The organism is Clostridium sp. LY3-2, from assembly GCF_024705715.1.
GTDB lineage: Bacteria > Bacillota > Clostridia > Clostridiales > Clostridiaceae > Clostridium.
The window spans coordinates 1-23,094 of record NZ_JAMDLQ010000005.1 but is presented as its reverse complement, the minus strand read 5'-3'; the positions used below and the strand labels follow the sequence as shown (position 1 = coordinate 23,094).

The 23,094-nt window shown below is 26.9% G+C and carries 21 protein-coding genes and 2 riboswitches; of the genes, 18 read left to right on the top strand and 3 right to left on the bottom strand.

All coding sequences use genetic code 11. The features are described from left to right. Window positions 1-11 precede the first annotated feature (11 nt). The 8 genes from trpC (at window position 12) to M4I33_RS00330 (ending at window position 9,084) form a co-directional block, all read left to right on the top strand. Entirely contained in the window at window positions 12-728 is a 717-nt protein-coding gene (trpC, locus tag M4I33_RS00365) for an indole-3-glycerol phosphate synthase TrpC (RefSeq protein ID WP_257914614.1), read from the top strand. After that, a complete protein-coding gene (locus M4I33_RS00360; protein ID WP_257914612.1) occupies window positions 703-1,317 on the top strand; it encodes a phosphoribosylanthranilate isomerase in 615 nt (204 codons plus the stop codon). Before trpC ends, M4I33_RS00360 begins: the two co-directional genes overlap by 26 nt. Beyond that, complete coding sequence (gene trpB, locus M4I33_RS00355) at window positions 1,310-2,503, top strand: tryptophan synthase subunit beta (RefSeq protein WP_257914611.1); 1,194 nt, start codon at window positions 1,310-1,312, stop codon at window positions 2,501-2,503. The genes M4I33_RS00360 and trpB overlap by 8 nt, the downstream gene beginning before the upstream one ends. After that, window positions 2,496-3,251, top strand: coding sequence for a tryptophan synthase subunit alpha (gene trpA, locus M4I33_RS00350; RefSeq protein WP_257914602.1), 756 nt, complete (start codon window positions 2,496-2,498; stop codon window positions 3,249-3,251). The genes trpB and trpA overlap by 8 nt, the downstream gene beginning before the upstream one ends. An 86-nt stretch (window positions 3,252-3,337) precedes the next feature. Then, window positions 3,338-3,955, top strand: a complete 618-nt coding sequence (locus tag M4I33_RS00345; protein WP_257914600.1) for a hypothetical protein — start codon at window positions 3,338-3,340, stop codon at window positions 3,953-3,955. A gap of 292 nt (window positions 3,956-4,247) precedes the next feature. Further along, window positions 4,248-6,824 carry an EAL domain-containing protein gene (locus tag M4I33_RS00340; RefSeq protein WP_257914598.1) on the top strand — a complete coding sequence of 859 codons (2,577 nt, stop codon included), beginning with the start codon at window positions 4,248-4,250 and terminating at the stop codon, window positions 6,822-6,824. Continuing rightward, complete coding sequence (locus tag M4I33_RS00335) at window positions 6,817-8,118, top strand: ABC transporter substrate-binding protein (RefSeq protein ID WP_257914596.1); 1,302 nt, start codon at window positions 6,817-6,819, stop codon at window positions 8,116-8,118. Before M4I33_RS00340 ends, M4I33_RS00335 begins: the two co-directional genes overlap by 8 nt. 84 nt (window positions 8,119-8,202) lie before the next feature. Then, the gene (locus M4I33_RS00330) at window positions 8,203-9,084 is read left to right on the top strand and encodes a hypothetical protein (protein ID WP_257914589.1); all 882 of its coding nucleotides are present in this window, start codon (window positions 8,203-8,205) and stop codon (window positions 9,082-9,084) included. A gap of 297 nt (window positions 9,085-9,381) precedes the next feature. Here the strand turns inward: M4I33_RS00330 and M4I33_RS00325 are convergent, their stop codons facing one another. Further along, a complete protein-coding gene (locus M4I33_RS00325) occupies window positions 9,382-10,197 on the bottom strand; it encodes a hypothetical protein (protein ID WP_257914587.1) in 816 nt (271 codons plus the stop codon). A gap of 254 nt (window positions 10,198-10,451) precedes the next feature. On the opposite strand from M4I33_RS00325, the gene M4I33_RS00320 reads away from it, so the two are divergent. The 4 genes from M4I33_RS00320 to M4I33_RS00305 all read left to right on the top strand — a co-directional run bounded on the left by M4I33_RS00320 (window position 10,452) and on the right by M4I33_RS00305 (window position 14,092). After that, window positions 10,452-10,940 carry a DUF4358 domain-containing protein gene (locus M4I33_RS00320; protein WP_257914585.1) on the top strand — a complete coding sequence of 163 codons (489 nt, stop codon included), beginning with the start codon at window positions 10,452-10,454 and terminating at the stop codon, window positions 10,938-10,940. A gap of 39 nt (window positions 10,941-10,979) precedes the next feature. After that, a complete protein-coding gene (locus M4I33_RS00315; protein WP_257914579.1) occupies window positions 10,980-12,344 on the top strand; it encodes an MBOAT family protein in 1,365 nt (454 codons plus the stop codon). Between the two features lie 8 nt (window positions 12,345-12,352). Continuing rightward, window positions 12,353-13,450 (top strand): DHHW family protein, encoded by a 1,098-nt coding sequence (locus tag M4I33_RS00310; RefSeq protein ID WP_257914577.1) that lies wholly within the window; start codon window positions 12,353-12,355, stop codon window positions 13,448-13,450. Between the two features lie 90 nt (window positions 13,451-13,540). After that, complete coding sequence (locus M4I33_RS00305) at window positions 13,541-14,092, top strand: ECF transporter S component (protein ID WP_257914569.1); 552 nt, start codon at window positions 13,541-13,543, stop codon at window positions 14,090-14,092. A gap of 140 nt (window positions 14,093-14,232) precedes the next feature. Here M4I33_RS00305 and M4I33_RS00300 read toward each other — a convergent pair whose 3' ends face one another. Further along, window positions 14,233-15,348 carry a DEAD/DEAH box helicase gene (locus M4I33_RS00300; protein ID WP_257914567.1) on the bottom strand — a complete coding sequence of 372 codons (1,116 nt, stop codon included), beginning with the start codon at window positions 15,346-15,348 and terminating at the stop codon, window positions 14,233-14,235. Window positions 15,349-15,494: 146 nt separating this feature from the next. Between M4I33_RS00300 and M4I33_RS00295 the strand changes: the two genes are divergently transcribed. The 6 genes from M4I33_RS00295 to M4I33_RS00270 all read left to right on the top strand — a co-directional run bounded on the left by M4I33_RS00295 (window position 15,495) and on the right by M4I33_RS00270 (window position 22,827). Continuing rightward, the gene (locus M4I33_RS00295) at window positions 15,495-16,532 is read left to right on the top strand and encodes a hypothetical protein (protein ID WP_257914565.1); all 1,038 of its coding nucleotides are present in this window, start codon (window positions 15,495-15,497) and stop codon (window positions 16,530-16,532) included. Window positions 16,533-16,629: 97 nt separating this feature from the next. Next, a riboswitch (purine riboswitch) is annotated at window positions 16,630-16,731 on the top strand. A 116-nt stretch (window positions 16,732-16,847) separates the two neighbouring features. Further along, window positions 16,848-18,254 carry a uracil-xanthine permease family protein gene (locus M4I33_RS00290; protein ID WP_257914563.1) on the top strand — a complete coding sequence of 469 codons (1,407 nt, stop codon included), beginning with the start codon at window positions 16,848-16,850 and terminating at the stop codon, window positions 18,252-18,254. A 165-nt stretch (window positions 18,255-18,419) separates the two neighbouring features. Beyond that, window positions 18,420-19,172, top strand: a complete 753-nt coding sequence (locus tag M4I33_RS00285; RefSeq protein WP_257914561.1) for a potassium channel family protein — start codon at window positions 18,420-18,422, stop codon at window positions 19,170-19,172. 93 nt (window positions 19,173-19,265) lie between these two features. Continuing rightward, window positions 19,266-19,832 carry a sigma-70 family RNA polymerase sigma factor gene (locus M4I33_RS00280; protein WP_257914559.1) on the top strand — a complete coding sequence of 189 codons (567 nt, stop codon included), beginning with the start codon at window positions 19,266-19,268 and terminating at the stop codon, window positions 19,830-19,832. 185 nt (window positions 19,833-20,017) lie between these two features. Further along, a riboswitch (Lysine riboswitch) is annotated at window positions 20,018-20,193 on the top strand. Window positions 20,194-20,262: 69 nt separating this feature from the next. Beyond that, on the top strand, window positions 20,263-21,603 hold the full coding sequence (locus tag M4I33_RS00275; protein ID WP_257914557.1) for an APC family permease: 1,341 nt from the start codon (window positions 20,263-20,265) through the stop codon (window positions 21,601-21,603). A gap of 225 nt (window positions 21,604-21,828) precedes the next feature. Next, the gene (locus tag M4I33_RS00270; protein ID WP_257914555.1) at window positions 21,829-22,827 is read left to right on the top strand and encodes a glycosyltransferase family 2 protein; all 999 of its coding nucleotides are present in this window, start codon (window positions 21,829-21,831) and stop codon (window positions 22,825-22,827) included. A gap of 42 nt (window positions 22,828-22,869) precedes the next feature. On the opposite strand, the gene M4I33_RS00265 is transcribed toward M4I33_RS00270, so the two are convergent. Further along, window positions 22,870-23,094, bottom strand: a 225-nt coding sequence (locus tag M4I33_RS00265) for a threonine/serine exporter family protein (RefSeq protein WP_257914553.1), incomplete at its 5' end; no start/stop codon positions are given.

The window sequence follows — 23,094 nt, the reverse complement described above, 5'->3', positions numbered from 1 at the left end:
TAGGAGGGGCTATGTATTTAGAAAAGATAAGTTTTGTAAAACTTGAAAAAATTAATTCTTTAAAAGAAAATAAGGAGTTATTTAAAAAGGCTTTATTAAAAGAAGATTTAACTATTATAGGAGAATTAAAAAAAGCATCTCCATCTAAAGGAGAGATAGTTAAAGACTTTAATTTAGAAAAAATAAATGAATTTCATAAAAAAGAAAATATAGATGCTTATTCAATTTTAACTGAAGAGGAATTTTTCAAAGGAAAAGATGAATATATAAGTCTTATAAAAGGAATAAGTGATAAACCTATCTTAAGGAAAGATTTTATAATAGATAAATATCAAATATACGAAAGTAAATTTTTAGGGGCAGATTGCATTTTATTAATAGTAGCCCTTTTAAAAGATAAATTAAAAGAATTTTATGAATTAGGAAAAGAACTAGGATTAGATATTTTAGTTGAAGTTCACTCTAAAGAGGAGCTAGATTTAGCTTTAAAAATAAACCCCGAGATTATCGGCATAAATAATAGAAATCTAAAAAATTTTAAAGTAGATTTAGAAAATACAAAAGAATTAATTAAATATATCCCAAAAGGAATCTTAACTATTTCAGAAAGCGGTATAAATAGCTTTGAAGATATAGATTATATTAAATCTTTAGGGGTAGACGGAGTTCTTGTTGGAGAGTTTTTTATGAGGAGATTCATAAATGAAAATAAAGATCTGTGGAATTAAAAATATTAAAAGAAAAGAAGAACTTAAAGATTTAGATATAGACTATTTAGGGTATGTTTTTTCTAAAAGTAAAAGAAAAATAACTTATGAGGAGTTTGAAAAAATATATATAAAAGAAAAAAGTTCAGTTGCAGTTTTTAAAGATGAAAAAATAGATTTTGTTTTAGAAGGAATTAAAAGATTTAACTTTAACTCAGTTCAGCTTCACGGAGATGAAGATATTAATTATATAAATAAAGTAAAGGACTTTGGAAATATCTATAATAAAAATTTTAAGATTTTTAAAGGGGTAAATTTAGAGAATCTAAAAGATTATAAAGATAAAGATATAGATTTTTTAATAGTTGATAACAAAGTACCAGGAAGCGGACAAGCTATAAATTTAAATAAAATAAAAGAATCTTTAGATAAGAAATTCTTAAAGGAAAAAGTATTTTTAGCTGGGGGACTTAATTTAGAAAATATAGAAATTATATTAAAAAATATAGATTTATATGGAGTTGATGTTTCGTCTGGAGTAGAGAAAAAGGGAGAAAAAGATTTAGATTTAATAAAAGATTTTATTAGGAGGGTAAGAAAGAATGGATAATAAAAATTTAAAAGGTAAGTTTAGTGAGTTTGGAGGGCAATACGTTCCAGAGACTGTTATGTCTTCTTTAACAGAATTAGAAGAAGGATTTAATAAATATATAAAAGACGAGGAGTTTTTAAAAGAATATAATTACTATTTAAAAGATTATGTAGGAAGGCCAACTTCTTTATATTTTGCAGAGAATATAAGCAAAGATTTAGAGTTTAAGGTTTATTTAAAAAGAGAAGACTTAAATCACACAGGGGCACACAAAATAAATAATGCAATAGGTCAAATTCTTTTAGCTAAAAGGATGGGTAAAAAGAAAGTAATAGCAGAGACAGGTGCAGGGCAACACGGCTTAGCTACAGCTACAGTATGTGCAAAGTTTGGGATGGAATGCATAATATTTATGGGTGAATTAGATATAAAAAGGCAAGACTTAAACGTAAAGAAAATGGAACTTTTAGGAGCAAAGATAGTTCCTGTAACGTCTGGAAGTAAAAGCTTAAGTGATGCTGTAAGCGAAGCTATAAAGTATTGGGTAAGTAACGTTTCAGATTCTTATTACCTTATAGGTTCAGCTGTAGGTCCACACCCTTACCCTACTATAGTACGTGAATTTCAAAAAATAATAGGAAAAGAAATAAAAGAAGAGATCCTTTTAAAAGAAGGAAGGCTTCCAGACTATATAATAGCGCCAGTTGGGGGAGGTAGTAACGCAATCGGAGCTTTCTTCGAGTTTTTAAAAGATGATAAAGTAGAACTTATAGGAGTAGAAGGCGGAGGTTTTGGAGTAGATACAAAGTTTACAGCAGCTACAATCACAAAAAATAAAAAAGGAATAATACATGGGATGTTTACTTATGTATTAAGAGATGATTTTGGAAATATAGAAGAAGCTTATTCTATTTCAGCGGGGCTTGATTATCCTGGAGTTGGACCTGAACATGCCTTCTTAAATAGTATAGGAAGAGTAAAATACTATCCTATAAACGACGATGAGGCTATGAAATCTTTAGTTTATTTAAGTAAGAGAGAAGGGATTATTCCAGCTATAGAATCAGCTCATGCTGTAGCTTATGCAGTTAGCCTTAAAGGAAAGCTAAAGCCTTCTGATGTAGTCGTAATTAACCTTTCAGGAAGAGGGGATAAGGATATGGACTCTATAAATAACTATTTTTTAGGAGGAAAAATTGAATAAGCTAAAAGAAGTTTTAAAAGAAGACAAAAAGTATTTAACTACATTTACAGTAGGGGGATATCCTAATATAGAAAAATCAAAAGAAATAATATTAAACCTTTATAAAAGCGGAAGCGATATTATTGAAGTTGGAATTCCTTACAAAGAAGCTTTAGCTGACGGAGAAGTTATCAAAGAAGCTTATGATTATGTTTTAAAAAATAATATAAAAATAAATGATGTATTTAATATGATAAAAAGCTTAGAGGAATTTAATATTCCTATAGTTATTATGAGTTACTATAATCTTATTTACTGCTATGGAATTGATTTATTTGTAGAAAAATTAAAAGAAATAGGGGTAGATGGACTTATAGTTCCAGACCTTCCTTTAGAAGAAAGTTTAGTTTTAAAAGAAAAATTAATAAAAGAAGATATATGTTATATTCCTCTTGTAACTAGAACTTCAAAATCTAGAATTAAAAATATAGTAGGTAAAGACTCAGGGTTTATCTATGCAGTATCAGTAAATGGAACTACAGGAGAAAACGAAAATATATCTTTTAAAATAGAAGATTATATAAAGGAAATTAGAAGTTTTACAGATAATAAAATATTTTTAGGTTTTGGAATTTCAACTATTTATGATGTATTAAATATAAAAGATTATGTAGATGGCGTAATTATAGGAAGTAAGATACTTAAAATAATAAAAGAAAAGGGTGATTACGAGGATTTTATAAAGGAAATAAAAAAAGTAATAAAGTAACAATAAATGTTACAAAAATACAATAGGATAAAAGCTATTTTTATTATATAATATTTATAGTTTGAAAAAGATAGGTGTGAGGGAAAATGCGTAGGAAATTTGAGATTTTTTTTGACAGTGGTAGTGTGCTTGGGGTGTGCATTTTAATTTATGCTTTAATCACTAAAAAAATGGAATTCGGATTCTTTGGGGTGTGTTTATTTTTTATATGCGAACTCTTTAGTTTTATAGACCATTTTATAGATAGGCAAGAAAGTAGAGATTTAAAATACGAAGATGAACCTAAATATACAGCTTTAGATTATGGAAAGCTTTGGGAAGTTGTTGCTTATATTTTAGTAGTAGTTACATTAATCTTGAGTTTGCAGGGAAAATACTATGCAAAAGGTGTAGATGAATATGAAAAGATAATTTTAAATATAATAGCGCTACTTAGCTTAATTATATTATTAAAGATATATTATTTTAAAGGATTTAGATTAAAGATTTTTAAAGACGGAATGATTTATCCAAACGGTGAGTGGATACCTTTTGAAAAAATAGACGACTTTAAAATCAAAGATAGGTGGATAACAAATAGGGTAACTATCGATTTAAGAGTAGGCGGATACAAGGGAGAATTTTTAAGTAAGAACTACAAAGTAAATTTAAGTAAAGATAATTTAAAAGAAATAGAAGACTATATTAAAAATAGTATGGAATAAACAAAAAGGAACGTCAAAATTTTGACGTTCTTTTTTATATTTCAAATTTGTATTACAAAATGTGACAAAACATTATTTTAGAAACTAAAAATAACCATATAATTACATTGGATTGATATTAAATAAAAAGATAAGTAAGGAAGTTTTTAATAAAATGATAAAGAATTAAATAAAAGGAAGTAAAACAATCAAAAATAAGAAAGATTTTACAAAAATCGTTTATTTTGTGAAGAAATTATAGTATAATTAATGAAAAATTTAAAATTTATTCATAAAATAAGGAGGACGGATATTGAGTAAAAGAGATAATCATTTATTTAAGAGCAAAAGAAGAGCCTTCTTAGTGTATTTATTTTTAGTCTTTTTCTCAATTATTCTTAGAACAAACTGGCTAAATGATAGTACGGCTAGTAATTTATTTAATTTCTCTAATATGATTTACTTAATAATAATTTTTATCTACGGGAGAAAGATTGGATATTTCACAAGTGGTATACTTATAGTATTTTCTTCCTTTTTTCTAAAGGATAACTCGTTAGATCTTATTTATTTTGGTGAGTTAGTATTTATCTATGAAATATATAAAAGAAAAAAAATAAGCATAATTTTGTTAGATTTAGTTTGCTGGCTTTTTATAATAATTCCAGTAATATTTTTGTGTAAAAATTTGATCAAAGATTTTCAGTATTATGAATTCTTTGATGCACTTTTGATTTTTATAAATTCCTTATTAAATACGTTTTTAGCAGAGATTATTTTAAGATATTTTGTGTTTGGGAACATTTTAAAAGGAAAATTAAATATAAGCTTAAAAGATATGTTTATACATATAACAGCAGCTATGATTTTAGTGCCATTTATTATAAATATTTATATAGATATTTATAATAGTTACGATTATATTTACAAAACAAATGAAGAAAGTGCTAATGGAATTCATAGTTTAATAGAAAAATCTATTGATTTTTGGGACGCAGACGAAATATTAAATTTAAAAATGGGAAATATAGTTGAAGTTGCTAAAATAAAAAAGGATATAAAAAGATTAGTAGATGATAGAAATATTTTGATATATTTAACTGACGAAAATGGACATATTATCTTAGCTACAGGTAGTAGGGAAGTTAACCCAAATATAATAGTAAACAAGGTAAGTGAAAAATCATACAAAGTAACTTTAGACAATGGAAATAAAGCCAAAATAGGATATAACTTAAATGATAGTTCTATTTTATATAAAGATAAGATAGAAAATGGTAACTTAGATATTTATATAAGTACTCCTATGAATGCTTATAGGGAGAGAATAGTTCAAGAGCAATTTAGTCAAATCAAATTCCTAATTTTATTTATATTTTTTATAGGTCTTTATTTGATTGTTTTAAATAAAACATTATTTAAATCAGCAGCATTAATTTCAATTAATACTAGAAATTTACCATATAAACTTAAAAATAATGAAGTAGTTAACTGGCCAAAGAGTGGAATATCAGAAGTTAATTCGTTTATATCTAATATGGAAACTATGTCAGAAGAGATGAGAAAGATATTTAAAAAATTAAATAAGTCTCAACATAAGTTATATAAATTAGCTTATTATGATAATTTAACTAATCTTAGAAATAGACTTTCTTTTAGAAATAAAATAACAGAATACGTTAAAGAAAATGAAGAATTTTCAGTTATGATCTTAGATATAGATAAGTTTAAGAGTATAAATGATACTTTAGGACATAATGCAGGTGATGAGCTTTTAGTTGAGGTATCTAAAAGGCTAAATGAAATAAAAGATAGCATAACTAAAGTTTATAGAATCGGTGGAGATGAATTTGTTGTAGTTATTAAATCAGGTGATGAAGAAACAATTTTTAATACGTCTTTAAAAATTATTGAAGGATTTAAAAGAGCCATTAAGGTTAATGAAGTTTTTTTAAATATTAATTGTAGTATGGGGGTTAGTATTTATCCAAAAGATAGTAATAACCTTGACGATATTATAAAGTTTTCTGATATTGCAATGTATGAATCTAAGGCTAAAGGGTATGGAAAATTAGAATTTTTTAATTTAGCAATGAAAGAGAAGATAGATAGAAGAGTTTTAATTGAAAATAATTTAACAGAAGCTATAAAGAATAATAATTTAAAGCTTTTTATGCAGCCTAAGATTTATAAGGATGGAAAAAGTATAGCTGGGTTTGAATGTTTACTTAGGTGGACAGATGACGAACTTGGAGTAGTTTATCCTGACGAATTTATAAGCGTTGCAGAGGAAAGTAATTTGATAATAGCTTTAGATGAGTGGGTTATTAAAGAAGGTCTTAAAATAAATAAAAATCTTCAAGATAAAAATATTGCATTTGTTCCTGTATCTATAAATATTTCGGGGAAACATTTTACTAAAGATTATCTAATAAATTCTGTTAAAAATAATCTTGAAAGGTTCAATATAGAACCTAGATATTTAAAACTTGAAGTAACAGAGAGTGTATTAATAGAAGATACAAAAAAAGCAATAGAAAATATGGAAAAGTTAAAATCTTTAGGAGTTAAGATTTCTATGGATGATTTTGGAAAGGGATATTCTTCTTTAACGCAGTTAATTCAATTGCCTATTGAAGAACTTAAAGTTGATAGGGAATTTATTAAAGAAGTTAATAAAGATACAAGAAAGAAGAATATAGTAAAACTTATTGTAAATACAGCTAAGGAACTTGGACTTAATATAGTAGCTGAAGGGGTTGAAAATGACGATGAAAAGAAATACGTTATAGATTCAGGATGCGATGAAGTTCAAGGTTACTATTATAGTAAACCTCTGCCAGAAGAGGAGTTTATAAAGTATTTGAAAGAGAGGACAAGGTATGAGTAAAATTTTAAAACTTTTAGGAATAGGAATTCTTTCTTTAGGATTAATTGGGTGTGGGAAAGAAGTTGCATTAAGTGAAAAGGGAGAAAATGAGAAAATTAATAGTAATGAAGAGGTTACTTTAGAACTTTGGTCACATTATGATGGTTTCGAAGATGCTATAAAAGGATTTAATGAGAAATATCCAAAGGTAAAAATAAATGTTAAAGTTATTCCTCATGAAAATTATATTTCAGAATATAAAAAAGGACTAACATCTGATAATGGTCCAGACCTTTTAATAATAGATAGTAATGACTATGGAGAATTTAATACAGCGAAAAGCCTAGAAGATCTTTCAAAGGAAGAGTATGGAATTAAAAAGTACGAAGAAAACTTTGATAAAGAACTTTGGAATTTAGGAAAGTCTTTAGATAAAAAAGAGATACTTGGAATACCTTTTGCATCAGCACCTATGGTTACATACTATAGAGCAGATATTTTAGAAAAGTATGGGTTTCCAAGCGAGCCAGAAGCTTTAAGTGAATTTATGAAAGATCCAAATAACTGGCTTGATATGGCTAGAAAACTTAAAAAAGAAGGTATATATATTCTTCAGTGGATAGCAGAAGCTACAAAACTTTATACAGCTAATATGCCTTATTATGATGAAAATTTAATTTATCAAAGAAATACAGAACAATTTAAAGAAGGGATTGAAATAGCTCAAGAAGTTCAAAAAGAGAAAATGTTTGCATATACTGATATTTGGTCTGATTTAGGTAAAAAATATCTTAAAGAAGGAAAGCTTGCAATGCTTTATTTAGGGTCTTGGGGAGCTAGTGAACTTCAAGGGTTAGTTCCAGAACAAGAAGGTAAATGGAGAGCAACTTCACTTCCTTTTGGTAGATATGGTTGGAATAATTCTACAATAATTTCTATGAGTAGTGGAAGTAAAAATAAAAATATGGCAGCTAAGTTTATAGAATATTATGCTTTTGAATACGTAGATACTAATGCGGTTTCAAGTGTTCCAGGGTATATGCCTTTAAGAGAGAAAAAAGAGTCTGTAAAGATAAATAATAAATTCCTTGGAAATCAGGATGAAAAAGGGCTTTATGAAAGTCTTATGAATAAAACAGAGGAATATCCTATTACCCCTTTTGATAGCAAAGCATTTTTACTTTGGGATACTGCTTTAAATAAAGGAATAGAGGAGGGGTTAAAACCTGATAAAATAATGGAAAAAATTAAAAAAGAAGAAGAAACATCTTTTAAAGAGGGGAAAGAAATAATTTTAGAATCTATGAAAGAGTAATCTATAAGCTATACCAAAATTTTGTTTTGGTATAGCTTTATTTTTGTTATAATTAAGAAAAGTAATACAGGAGATAAGTGTTTTATGGGAAAATTAAGAGAAGATTATGATAAGTATTTAGAAGGATTAGAGATTGAAAATCTTGTAGATGAAGCTATAGATTTTGAAGAGTATGAATATATGTATTCATTATATTTAAAAAAATTAGGTTTTTTTGAAAACTCTGAAGAGGGGCTGGATTTAGCACTTATGGAGTTAGATAAATTAAGTAAGATTGACTTTATAGACGTTAGAGAACTTGGGATTGAAGTAGCTATAAGGGAAGGATTCCACGGCAAATTAAAAGAAGAAATTTCAAATAGTACTGTGGAGTTTGAAAGATTTAATGTTGTTTCAAGAGAAAACAGCAGAGAATATATTGAAACTGATATTGGAATAGTAAATTTTGATTTACCTAAATTTTTAAGAGAAAATACATCGTTAAGAGTTAAAGATGGATATAATATAGTAATTTATAGAATCAAAAATAATTTTGAAGATAAGTACAAGCTTGTTGCATTTAGAAATTTTGGAATGGATTATATTTTAAAAGATGATGTAGTTTTAGATACTTATTTTGAAGGTGTAGATTTATGCTTTCCTAAAGGATATGAAAATTATTTAGAATTTTTAAAAGGGGATGGAAGTCTTTTTAGTTTTGTTGATACTTTAAGTTTATTTAATGAAATTAATAATTTAAATGATGAGGAAGAAGAGATATTACATGGTGAAAATAGATATTTAAGTAATTCATATATTCCAAAGGAGCCGACTTTATATGAGGTGGAAGATAAGATTTATATAGATTATACATCTATTCAAAAAGGTGATAGTGGAAATTATGATACGTTTATTAAAAATATAGTTTTATTTAAAAATAGAGAGTTTTCTTTAAAGAAATTTAGAAAAGAAGTGGGTTCAATTTAAGGTAGTGAAAGCTACCTTTTTTATTTTTTAAGGTAAAAGAAATTCTAAAAATAATACTAAAGGAGAAATTAGTGAGTAGAGGTATATAATAAAAAATAAAAAAGCAGATTTTCCTACAGAAATGTTACGAGAAATTATTGGTACAAGGGATTTTCGCTATATTAGGGTAAATTTTTAATGTTTTGGACAAGTAAAAATATTTAGACAAACTATAAAAATTTGGTTGTATTAGACAAGTAAAAGTCAGAGGGACAAGCTATTAAAACAGATCTATATTAGGAGTTATTTTAAGGAAAATTAAATCACTTTTACACAAAAAATAGAACTTATTAAATTAGATAAAATAGTATGTTTTTCATAAGATCCTTCATAAATATAAACGAACCAATTTAAATAAACTTGAAGATACTTTGTAGCAACACTTCTAAATTTTCTAAGCCATCTTCTTAAATTTAATATAAAATCAGAGCAATGACTAAGTAAATTTTCCCCTTCCTCTTTAGAAATTTCTAATTCTTTCTTTTTATGAAGAGCATAGTTTAACTTTTTTGATACAAGATAAGAAAACCTATCTTTTCCTGGCAAGAAATAAGTATTAAATACAGGATTGAATGCATTTAATAAACCTTCTATAGATTCCTTTGTAGGGCTCATAGAATCAAAGGATATCTTAGCTAGAGAGTAATTATTTTTATTAATAGTAGTAGCTACAAAGATATTTTTTCTTCTAGAAATAGTGCAAACGGGTGGAGCCTTTTGCCCTTTAAAGTTTTCTAAAAACTTAGTATGTCTCATAGCTGTAACTATATGAGTTCTTCTTGAATCCGTATAAGTTTCTATATGTTTTAGTATCTTATGTCTCCATCTAAAAGAAGTTTCAATGCAGATATTTAATATACCTGCACAATCTCTTATAGTAGCCCCAGATAGCATAAGACGAGTATATTTATCCCAAAGGTCTATACTTTTTCTAGTGTTATGCCAGACAAGCCCTGTTCCTTCGTTAAAAGTCTTAAGACAATCCTTGCATTGATACCTTTGGACGCATCTATATTTACCGTATTTAATAAAATGTTTTGAATCGCAATGGGGACAAGTAGATGTATGTACCATAGTCTCACCTCGAAAATTTTTGATTTTTTTACTTATTTTGATTATGGACATAAAAAAGTGCCTTTATTCAGGCTATTTTAGCAAAATACCAACAAAGAAGCAAAACAATGTTGTAGTAGAAGTTTAGATTACTATAAAGGTATGTAAGTAACTGTATATTAAAAAATATTTCACATAATGTTCAAAAATATATTGGAAGAAATAGGTTGTTATTATATAATTAATTTATTAGAAGAAGGGGGATTCAATATTATATGAAAAAAATTATATTATTTATTAGTTTGATATTTGTTTTTGGGTCTGTGCTTGTAGGGTGCAAAGAAGCTCAAAAAGACATAGATGTTGAAGCTACGGGAAATGAAATAGTAACAGCATTAGATGGAAAGACAAAAAAACTTCAAAAACTTAATGAGGAAGAAGCAAAGGGAATACTTCCAGATTTAACTTTAGTTGAAGAATACAGCGTATACGGATCTATGATGTCACCGATTGAAACGGTTGGGATATTTAAAGTTAAAGATGGAAACGTAGAGAAGGTTAAAGAAGAATTAGAAAAAACAAAAAAAGCTAAAAAAGAAGCAGCTTTTTATCCAGCTGATAAGGATGCGGTTTCTAATGACGGTGCCTTAAAGGTTGTTTCAAATGGTAATTATGTTGGAATTTTTATCTTACCTGATTATGAAAATGCAACAGCTGATATTACAGATGAAGCTGTAACTATATTTAATAATAAGTTTAAGTAATTTATGCGGGGTTAATCCCGCTTTTTTTAAGGGGTTAAAATGGTATTTAGTAGTTTAGTTTTTTTATTTAGATTTCTACCTTTAGCATTTATAGCTTATTTTATAACTCCCAATAAATATAAGAACTTCGTATTATTAATTTTCAGCTTAGTATTTTATTCTTTCGGCGAAGGTAGATATTTTTTTGTTATGCTATCATCAGTTTTTATTGATTATTTTATGAGTCGGCTTATAGATAAAAATAGGGATAATGAAAAGAAAAAAAGACTTTTTTTAATAATGTCTTTAGTATTTAATTTAGGATTACTATTTTATTTTAAATATTCTAATTTCTTCATTTCTAATATAAATAATGTATTTAATCTTAATATAACTGTACTAGAAAAAGTCTTACCTTTAGGGATAAGTTTTTATACGTTTCAGACTATGTCTTATACTATAGATGTTTATAAGGGGAAGGTTAGGCTTCAAAAGAGTTTTATAGATTTTGCTACATTTGTTTGTATGTTTCCTCAACTAATCGCAGGACCTATAGTTAAATATAAAGATATATCTAAAGAATTAGGTGTAAGAAAGATATCTTTAAGTATGCTAAGCCTCGGGGTGGAATATTTTATACTTGGGCTAGCTTCTAAGGTTATTTTAGCAAATAATGTTGGATTATTATTTAATGAAGTAAAAGAAATAGGTTTTAATAATGCTTCAACGATTCTAGTTTGGATTTCAATTATTAGCTTTGGTTTGCAGATATATTTTGACTTTTTAGGGTATTCCCTTATGGCAATAGGGCTTGGCAAAGCATTAGGATTTAATTTTCCAAAGAATTTTGATTACCCTTATATATCAAGAAGCATAAGTGAATTTTGGAGAAGATGGCATATAACTCTTGGAAGTTGGTTTAGGGAGTATGTTTATATACCGCTTGGAGGAAATAGAACTAGAGTTTATTTAAACCTTTTTATAGTTTGGTTTTTAACAGGACTTTGGCATGGGGCAGAATACAATTTTATTTTGTGGGGATTATACTTTTTTGTATTTATATCTATAGAAAAATTATTTCTTTTAAAGTTTTTAAATAAAAAGAAAGTATTTTCTCATATCTACACAATAATAATCCTTATAATAGGGTGGGCTATATTTTCTATGGATAATATAGAAGATTTAATATTATTATTTAAATCAATGTTTTCTTTAAGAATATCTTTTGATTTTTTATATTATTTATTAAATTATGGTGTAATACTTATTTTATGTATTTTATTTTCTACAAAGGTTATAAGCAGAGTATATGAAAAGATAAATAGTAACACGATAAAGGAAATTCTTCTTTTAGTGCTTTTTATAATATCAGTAGCTTATATAGTAAGCAGCAGTTATAATCCATTTTTATATTTTAGATTTTAGGAGGAAAAATGAAGGGGAGATTATTTTACTTATTTAGTGGAATTATATTAGTAATAACATTACTTGATATACTATCAAAAGATAAGGATATATCAGAAATAGAAAACAGAAAACTTCAAAATAAACCTAAATTTAAAACTGAGGATTATATAAATGGAAACTTTAAAGATAAATATAATAAATATTTAGACGATCAGTTTATTTTTAGAGATAAATTTATTACCTTAAAAGGAGTTAGTGAAAAACTTCTATTAAAAAAAGAAAATAATGGGGTTTACTTTGGAAAAGATGGGTATCTTTTAGAAAAAGTATTAGAAGTTTCCGATTTAAAGATAGAAAATAATATAAAATATATAAATAAATTTATAGAAAATAATAATTTAAAAACTTCAATTATGATAGTTCCAAACTCCTTTTATATTTTAAGAGATAAGCTTCCTATAAAAGCAAAGGAAATAGAGAGTAAAGAAATAATAGATAAAATTTATAAAGAAGTAGATAAAGCTTCTTCTATAGATTTAATAAAGCCTTTAGAAGATAAAAAGGATGATTATATTTTTTATAAAACTGATCACCACTGGACCACTTTAGGTGCTTTTATAGGATATAAAGAGTATTTAAACTCATTAGGAAAAGAAGCTATAACTCTAGAAAACTTTAAAGAAGAAAAAGAATTTAATTTTTTAGGAAGTTACTTTTCTAAAAGTAAAAATATCTTTATAGATCCTGATATAATTAGCTATTACGATTTTAATAACTTAGAAATCTTTATAGATGGAGTAAAAAAAGAATCATTAATAGATAAAGATTACTTTAAAGGAAGAGATAAATATTCTGCCTTTTTAAGTAGTAATAACAAATTAACTAAAATTATAAATAAAGATTTAAAAACAAATGAAAAATTATTAGTAATAAAAGATTCTTATGGGAATTCTTTAGTACCATTTTTAACGCAAAGCTTTAAAGAAGTTCATGTAGTTGATTTAAGATATTTTGATGAAAGTATAAAATCTTATATTAAAGAAAATAATATAAGTGAGTGTTTAATCATTTATAATCTAATAAATTTTACAAGAGATACAAGTGTTGTAAAATTAATCTATTAAATGTACCGATACATTTTAAGTATCGGTATTTTTTTAGTATAATCACTTTAGAGAAAAAAGCACTAAGGCTTTAAGATAGAGGTGTAATTAATGGAAGTTACAAATAAACAAGATTTAAAAATCAGAAAATTAACTTTAACAGGACTTATGATAGCATTTACTTTTATAGCTGGAAGTATAATAAAGATACCAACACTAAACGGGATGATTCAACTTGGAGATTGTATGGTTCTCTTATCAGCTGTTTTACTTGGTAAAAAATATGGCTTTTTTGCAGCGGCAACAGGAATGGCGCTAGTTGATATACTAGGAGGTTATGTGCTTTGGGCACCTTTTACTTTTGTAATAAAAGGATTAGTTGCACTTACAGTTTCAATAATAATAAGTAGGTCTAAAGAAAAAGACTTTAAAACATTTTTATTTGCATTTATTTTAGGTGGAATAGTAAATGTAGCCGGGTATTTTATAGGGAATGCAATTATGGGCGGAATAATAGTTGGAGCTTCAAAGGGATTTTTAGGAAGTATGATTTACGCATTCTCACATCTTTTTGGAGATATAATTCAAACAGTAGCAGGAATTGTAATTGCACTTCCTTTAGCTAAAATGGTTTATAAATTTAAACTTAAAGCATTTAATTAGATACTAACTAAAATAAAAAACTGCATCCTTTTTAAAAGGTGCAGTTTTTTAAATTAATCTATTAATAGATTAACAAATCAATTAATTACTCTAAAAATAAATAACTAAGAAATTTTAAAAACAGTTTAAAAATAAATTATTTATCTATCTATTGAAACAGTTCTAACATCTATTTTTTTATCTATAAATTCTTCTATATCTTTTAGCATTTTTTCATTTTTAGGATCTATGAAAAGGCAAGTATAACCTTTTTCACCAGCTCTTCCTGTTCTACCTATTCTGTGAATATATCCCTCAACGCTTTCTGGAATATCGTAGTTGTAAATATTATCTACTCCTGAAATATCAAGACCTCTTGCAGCTACGTCAGTTGCTATAAGGTATTGAACGTCTGCATTTCTAAAAGATTTAATTATTCTCTCACGTTTATTTTGAGGTATATCACTATGGATTTTTTTGCAGTTAAATTTAGCTTTTACCATAGCTTCTTCTAACATATCAACTCTTCTTTTAGTTCTACAAAAAATTATAGCCATAAAAGGATTATCTTCTTCTAATACTTTAAATAATGAAGCTTGCTTCCATCTATCAGTTGTTTTAACTACTTCTTGGTCTATATTAGTTAAAGTAACTTCTTCTTTTTCTATAGTTATAAGAGAAGGGTTATTCATATATCTGTAAGCAAGTTTTTTTACTTTTGAATCCATAGTTGCTGAGAAACAAAGCATTTGATATTTTTTTGGCATTTCGCCCATTATAGAATCTATTTCATTTCTAAATCCCATAAATAAAAGTTGGTCTGCTTCGTCTAAAACTATAGTTTTAACTCCTTTTAAACTTATAGATTCTCTCTTTAAGTGGTCTATAAGTCTTCCAGGGGTTGCTATAACTATATGAATATTTTTCTTAAGTTTTTTTATTTGAGAACCTACATCTTTACCGCCATACATAGATAATACATTTGTGTTAAAAGCTTCTGATAGTTTTTCAGCTTCTTCAGAGATTTGAAGGGCTAATTCTCTAGTTGGAGAAATTATTAAAGCTTGAACAGAATCATTAGTAATATCTATATTTTGCATTATCGGAAGTAAAAAAGCTAAAGTTTTACCACTTCCAGTTTGAGATTCACAAATCGTATCTAGTCCGTTAAGGATTTTTGGTATGCTTTCCTCTTGGATTGGAGTAGGCTTAATAATACCATTATTATTTAGTATTTTTATTAGTTTATCATTTATGTTTAAATCTTTAAAATTCATCTTAACTCCTTTTTCTAAACAAATTCATAAGATAAATTATACAATACTTAGAAAAGGATAGAAACAAAAAAATTTACATAATTAAAAATAGGTACATGTTTAATCAGGTTTTCATATAATATATAAGGAAAAGTGGGTGAATATAGATGAAAAAGAAGGTTAGTATTATAGTAGCCTTAGGGGTAATCTTGATGCTCCTATTTAATTTTATTATATTCTTCTCTTTTAACTCTTTAGAAAATGAATTAAATAAAAATAATAATACTAGATATGATATAGAAAATTTAGCTGAGTTTAGAAATGATGTTGTAGAGATGGCACAAATGCAAAAACTTTGGGTTAGTACTAATAACAACTATTATGAGGGCGAATTTCAAAAAAAGGTTCAAGAGGTAAATGAAGATTTGAAAAGACTTGAAAAGAGTAATCAAATAATAAAAGATGATAGTGAATCTCTTAGAGCATATGTAGATGAATATGTGAAATTAGCTTATAAATTTAAACCAGTTAATAAAGACAGTATAATTTCAAAGGAGATGGAGAGACAATTTTTAGAATCAAATAAAATACAAATTGAAATTTTAAAAAAGTCTTCTAATTCAGTAGTTGATATAAATAATAATATAGAAGAAAGGAATAACCTAATTTTAGATAAAAATGATATAGAAAAAAATATTCTTAGAGCTTTAGGTGCTTTTGTCACATTTCTTTTTTCTTTGCCTTTATATTTTTTAAAGAAATTAAATAAAGGAATTGAAAATTTATCAGATAATGATACTATAGATAAAATAGTAAATATATATGATAAAAATCTAGAAAACAATAAAAATAATAACGACAGTTATAAAAATTTAGATATAATAATAGATAAAGATAAAGATGAAATAGATAATAGAAAGATTAAATGCAAAGAAATGCTTATATACTCAGAAGAGATATATGAAGAAGCAATAAGACAAGATGAAAGGTTAAATCAATGCTTTGAAACTTTATCTAAAATAGAAGTTATGATTCATTATTTAAAAGAAGAAATTAAAATTATAGATGGCATAGAAGATAAAGATTCTAAAATAAGATATATTGAAGATATTGAAGAGGAGTTTGGGGAATTAAAAATATTATTTAAAACTCTTCCAAGTTACAATAGTATTATAATTAATATGTCTAAAAAGAATAAAATTTAAAATAATTAAAATCCGAACAATAAATAAAAATAATAAGAAAAAATATGTATTATAACGAAAAAAATATCTTTAAATTTTCAAAAAGTGTGTTATAATTCATTTATATCATAAAACTGCTCGTATAAATTTAGGGATATGGCCTAAAAGTTTCTACCTACTGACCGTTAATCAGTGGACTACGAGGGACGTATTTAAAAGTCTTAGTATTTTTACTTTGAATTTAAGTATCCACCTCAAGAGAAAATCTTAAGGTGGATTTTTTTTTTAACAAGCAGTTTATGAAAAAAACTTGTTAAAAGGATGTGTAATTAAAAAATGGACAACACGAATAATTCTAATGGAAGCTATAATTTAATGTATGGCATAAACGACAATCCTAAACTAACTGAGAAAATTATATTAGGATTTCAAAATATTTTTGCAGCCTTTGGAGGAATTATAGCAGTACCTTTAGTTGTATCTGGAGCCCTTGGCTTTGATGGTGCAACATCTACAGCACTTTTAAGTGCTTCTATTTTAGCCTCTGGGATAGCTACAGTACTTCAAGCTAAGGGAATTGGAAAAGTAGGTTCAAAACTTCCTTGTGTAATGGGGACAGACTTTACTTTTGTAGCACCTTCAATTGCAGTTGGTTCAGTTGCTGGTTTACCTGGAATAATAGGGGCGACTATATTAGGTTCTTTATTAGAATTTATTTTAAGCTTCTTTATAAGACCAATAATGAAGTTTTTCCCACCACTTGTTATAGGAACTGTAGTTTGTCTAATCGGGCTTACTTTACTTCCTGTTTCTATGGACTGGGCAGCTGGAGGAGTTGGTTCTTCTGATTATGGCAGTTTAAGAAATGTTTCAATCGCTTTATTTGTAATGATTATAACTTTATTAATTAATAGATACGGAAAAGGCTTAGTTAGTAGCGCAGCTATTTTAATTGGAATGGGAATAGGATATGTTTTATGTATAGGACTTGGAATGGTAGACTTTACTTTAGTTAAAGAATCAAGTTTCTTTGCAATTCCTAAAATTTTAGAATATGGAGTAAACTTTAACCCAGCATACGCTTTAGCATTTATTCCAGCATATTTTGTAACTACAGTAGAAACTGTTGGATGTTTATCTACAATTTGCGAAGTATCAAAGGTTGATTCAAGTAAAGATAGATTATCAAGAGGAGTTTTAGCAGATGGTGTTGGAAGTATGGCAGCAGGTCTAGTTGGATCTTTTCCAAACACAACATTTAGCCAAAACGTAGGATTAATTCCTTTAACTAGAAATGCAAGTAGATCAGTTGCTACTATGGCAGGTATATTACTTATCCTTTTAGGATTTTCACCTAAGTTTGCAGCTTTTATAAACATAATGCCTCAACCTGTACTAGGTGGAGTTGGAATAGTTATGTTTGGAACTATTGCAGCAGCTGGAATTAAAACTTTAAGTAAGGTAAATATAAATAACAGAAATTTATTAATTATTGCAACTTCTTTAGGGCTTGGACTTGGAGTAACATTTAGACCAGAACTTATAAGTGGACTACCTGAAGGTTTAAAGATGGTATTTTCATCAGGAATAACAACAGGAACAATAACTGCACTTTTACTTAATATAATTTTAAAGGAAGAATCAGAAAAAGAAGAGGAATCAGAAATTGTAAAAGTAGAAGAAGAAGTTTCAAAGAAAAGTTCAATATCAGTAGATATTAATGACAGAGAAGTTACTGCATAAATTTTATAAAAACACCGTAAGCTAGAGTTAATAGCTTACGGTGTTTTTTATTTTAAGAGATATATTAATTTTAAGAGGTCTAATGGTTTAATCATTATATTATATGTATTAAAATATAAATGTGACTTATTAATAAATTAATTAGGGGGATAAAGGGTGAATTAAATGCAAGAGTTTATAAAAAACAAGAATATAGAAATAATATATGATATTTTCATAGGTTTTTTATCAGTTATAGCGGTTTTAGTCGTGGTTTTAAATTTTAATAAAGGTGTATCAAGTGAGCAATCAATGTTTTTAGAAAGGGCTGATAACATAATCTATGTGATTTTTTTAATAGATGGAATTATTAAATGTTTTTTGGTTAAAGAACCTTTAAAATTTATAAGAAAAAATAAAATAGATTATATAGCGTTAATTCCTTTTCAATTTTTTATTAGTGGAAGCTTTGGAAGCATATTTAAACTTCTTAGAGTAGTAACTTATATACTTAGGATTTTAGATAATATGAAAGTATTTTTATTTTCTACAGGATTTCTTCAATTAATAATTTTTACTGGGTTTATAACAGCTTTAGGTTCTTTTACTATATACTTCTTTGAAAAGGGTAAAGGAAACATAGAGTGCTATAGTGATGCTCTTTGGTTAAGTTTAGTTACATTAACTACTGTAGGATATGGAGATGTAAGTCCAAGTACTGCAGAAGGAAAGCTTATTGCTGTAATGTTAATGTTATCTGGAATAGGATTTTTATCTATGTTAACCTCAACTATATCAACTTACATAATCGGTCTTAAGAAAAATCGATATAGTGATTTGAAGAAAGAAGATGAAAAAGTATATTTAGATATAACTGAATTAAGCGATGAAAAGCGAGAAACTTTAAAAAAATTCTATGAGTTCCTAAAAGAAGAATAAAAAATGCGAACATTTGTTCGTATTTTTTCTACTTTTAGCTAAGTTTTACATATATAATATATGTAGAGATTAGTTAAGGGGGAATAAAAAGGTATGGAATTAATCTTAAAAGCTAAAAATAATGATGAAATTTCAAAAAATATTATTATTAATAAATATAAGCCACTTTTATATAAAAATTTAAATAAGTATAAGTATATAGTAGGGTATGAGTTTGAAGATTTATATCAATATGGGGTACTAACTATATTAAAAGCTATAAAAGAATTTGATGAAGAAAAAAGTAGTTCTTTTGGAGCATATTTAAAGTTTGCTTTAAATAATAATTTCGCCTACCTTTGTAGAAGGGAAAACGACGAAAACAAAAAGACTACTAGTTTAAATGTAACAAATGAAGAAGGCTTAGAAATAATAGACTTATTAGAAGATGAGAAAACTATTGAAAAGATTTATATGGAAAATATGGAAGTTCAGAGGCTATTAGACTCTATAGAAAAGTTAGATATAGAAGAAAAAGAACTTTGCAAGCATTTAATTAAAGATGAATCTAGAGGTAGCCTTAAGAATTTTTCAGATAATAAAAATATTCCGTATCATAAAATTTTATATAGAAAAAAAGTATTAAGTAAAAAATTAAAAGCTATACTAAAAAATGTATAATAGATAAAAGACTAGATAATTAAAAGTATATTATAAATAAACTGTAAACAATTTCAAAATATAAAATTATTATATGGATAATTGATAAATAGATAATTTATTAAAAAACAATTTTATAGACAAATAATAATACTATTTGACATTTTTCTGAGATTTGTTACAATTACGTAGTAGAATTAAATATTGGGTAAGATAGAGGTCGCAATAATGAAAAGTAGTATTAAGGAGTAAAGCAGCAGTGAATTAATATGAAAGGCATTGTTGCCGAAGTGTATATATAAAGCTTTAAAAATATACGCTGGTTTTGTATAAAATATATGCAAGACTGTCACAAAAAAATTTGTGGAGTGCTATCTTTGTTGTTTGTAATTCAAGCTCAAAGACTAGCCTTTGGGTTATTTTTTTACCCTAGACATCTTAGGAGGAAAAAATGGAAGAAAGAAATTTAAAAAAAGAGATTGGCCTGTTTATGGCTACCATGCTTGTTTGTGGTAACATGATAGGTTCTGGAGTATTTATGCTTCCAGCGACCTTAGCGCAATTATCAGGGCCAATGGCAACAATTATTGCTTGGGTTATAACATCATTAGGTTCAATCCTTATAGCGTTATCCTTTGCGAACTTAGGATCAAAGTTTACAGTTACTGGAGGTCCTTACCAATATACTAAACACGCCTTTGGAGAATTTGCAGGGTTTTTATGTGCATGGTTATACTGGAACGGTTCATGGATTGGAAATGCAGCTATTTTAGTAGCTCTTACAAGTTATAGTGCAGCTATTATACCAGCTTTATCAAATCCACTATATTCAATTATCTTTTCAAGTGCTATGCTTTGGATTTTCACAATAATCAATATTGTTGGTGTTAAACAAGCTGGTAAACTTCAAACTATAGCAACAGTATTTAAAATTGCATTCTTTGCTATATTTGTAGTAGTAGCTTTATTACATTTTAATGTAGCTAATATAACACCTATGATACCAACAGGAAAAGGATTAAATACTATTCCTCTTGCAGCAACTTCAACTTTATGGGCTTTCGTAGGTCTAGAAAGTGCAAGTGTTACAGCAGGTGAAATTAAAAATCCAGAGAAAAACGTTAAAAAGAGTACTATTTACGGAATGATAATTGCAGCTTGTGTTTATATATTAATAAGTGTTGCAAGTATGGGCGCTATGCCAAATGCTGAACTTGCACAAAGTCAAGCACCGCTTACTGATATATTAACAAATATTTTAGGTTCATCAATCGGTAGACCAATAACAATTGCAGTTGTAATTTGTATATTAGGTACAACAATAGGTTGGCTTTTATCTACAGCTCGTGTTGCTTTTGCAGCAGGAGAAGATGGAGTATTCCCAAAATTCTTTGGAAAGCTTCACCCAGTTCATAAAACACCAGCTAATGCATTAATTGCAGGGTCAGTTTTAGTTAATATATTATTAGTTATGAATTTCCAAAAGAGTATGGTATCAGCATTTACTTTTATAACATTACTTGCTACGCTATCATTCTTACCAATATATTTATTAACTTCTTGTGCTGAAATAATGCTAATGTTTAAAAAAGGTGAGAAGTTTAACTTTGGAATATTCGTAAAGAGAGCATTTATTCCTTTATTAGCATTTATTTATTCTGTTTGGACTATTTATGGATCTGGTGCAGAAACAGTAATGTGGGGATTCATCCTTATGTTAATCGGCGTACCTTTTTATATATTTAACTACCACAAGAATAAATTAGATACACAAAATACAGATATTATTTAAAAGATTAGCTACCTAATTTTGAATTAATCACTTAAGGGTTTTAAGGAAGATTCATTTTAGGTAGTTTTTTTGCGTCTTAAATATTTATAGAAGATATATTTTCAAAGTATTAAAACCTTTAAAAGTAAATACAAAGTTATAAAAATTAATACCTTTATTTTAATTATTCTCTTTTAGCATAAATATATAATTACATCAATATACTTATGTTAAGGAGGGGAAGATATGGGTAAAATCAGTCTTTGTATAATAGCTAAGGATGAAGAAAAACTTATTTCTAATGCAATAAATAGTGCTAAAGATTTTGTAGATGAGATTATAGTTGTAGATACAGGTTCTAAAGATAGAACGGTAGAGATAGCAAAATCATTTACAGATAAAGTATTTAAAGTGAATTTTGAAAATGATTTTTCAAAGATAAGAAACTTTGGAATATCTAAAGCAAACTCAGAGTGGGTGCTATTTTTAGATTGCGATGAGGAATTAGATAGTTTTAGTTCGGAAAATTTAAAAAATGTAATAGAAGATGAATATGTAGCTATAAGTTTTAGAGTAAGTGGAATTTTAGATAGGGTTAAGAGAAGCGCCGTTAATGATATTAGATTAATTAAAAAAGATAGAGATATATTTTTTAGCGGAAAAATCGGGGAGAGTGCCTTAAAATCAATAATAAATACCTTTGGGCGAGAAAAAATTAATTACACAACTTTAGAAATAAAGCACTTTGGAAATGATAAGAATTTAGTGAATTTAGAAAGTAAGGTTTCTAGAAATTTAAAGATATATAATTCAATTAATAATAAAGAAAGAGATGGAGAATATTATTTTAAGCTAGGAAACGAATATGGAAGGCTAAATAATTTTAAAAAAGCCCTTGAGATGTATAACATATCCCTTTTAAAATGCGACTGTGGAGATTGGATTGAAGAATTACCAAGACTTATTATAAATAAAGTAAAAGCTCTTCATATGCTTAAATGTTTTGATGAAGAAGAGATGTTTATAAGTAAATGGTTAAAGGTATATAAGGAATTTAAGGATTTGTATTTTATGAAGACACTTCTATATAGAGATAAGGGTGAGTTTAAAAAATCATATGATAGTTTGCTTTCTTATTTAGAAAAAAGAGAAAATATTATTTATCCATCAAGTGCATTTGATGAATTTATAGATCTAAAAAAATTTAAAGATGAATTATTTTATTTATCTCAAATTATTAGTTAAAAAAAGACACACATGCGAAAGTTTAATTCACATGTGTGCTTTTTATTTTTTACCGTTTAATCTATCTTTTTTTAGAAGTCTCTTTGTTTTAGCTAAATAGTACTGCCTTGTTATTGTAGAAACGAACATAACACCAAGGGCTAAAGTACCAGCACTTGCTAAAGTATTTAAGCCAAGTTCAAGAGCTTTTGATACATCACCGCTTACAGCAGAATACATAGTGTAATACATTCCAGCACCAGGAACTAGTGGAAGTAGAGCACAAAC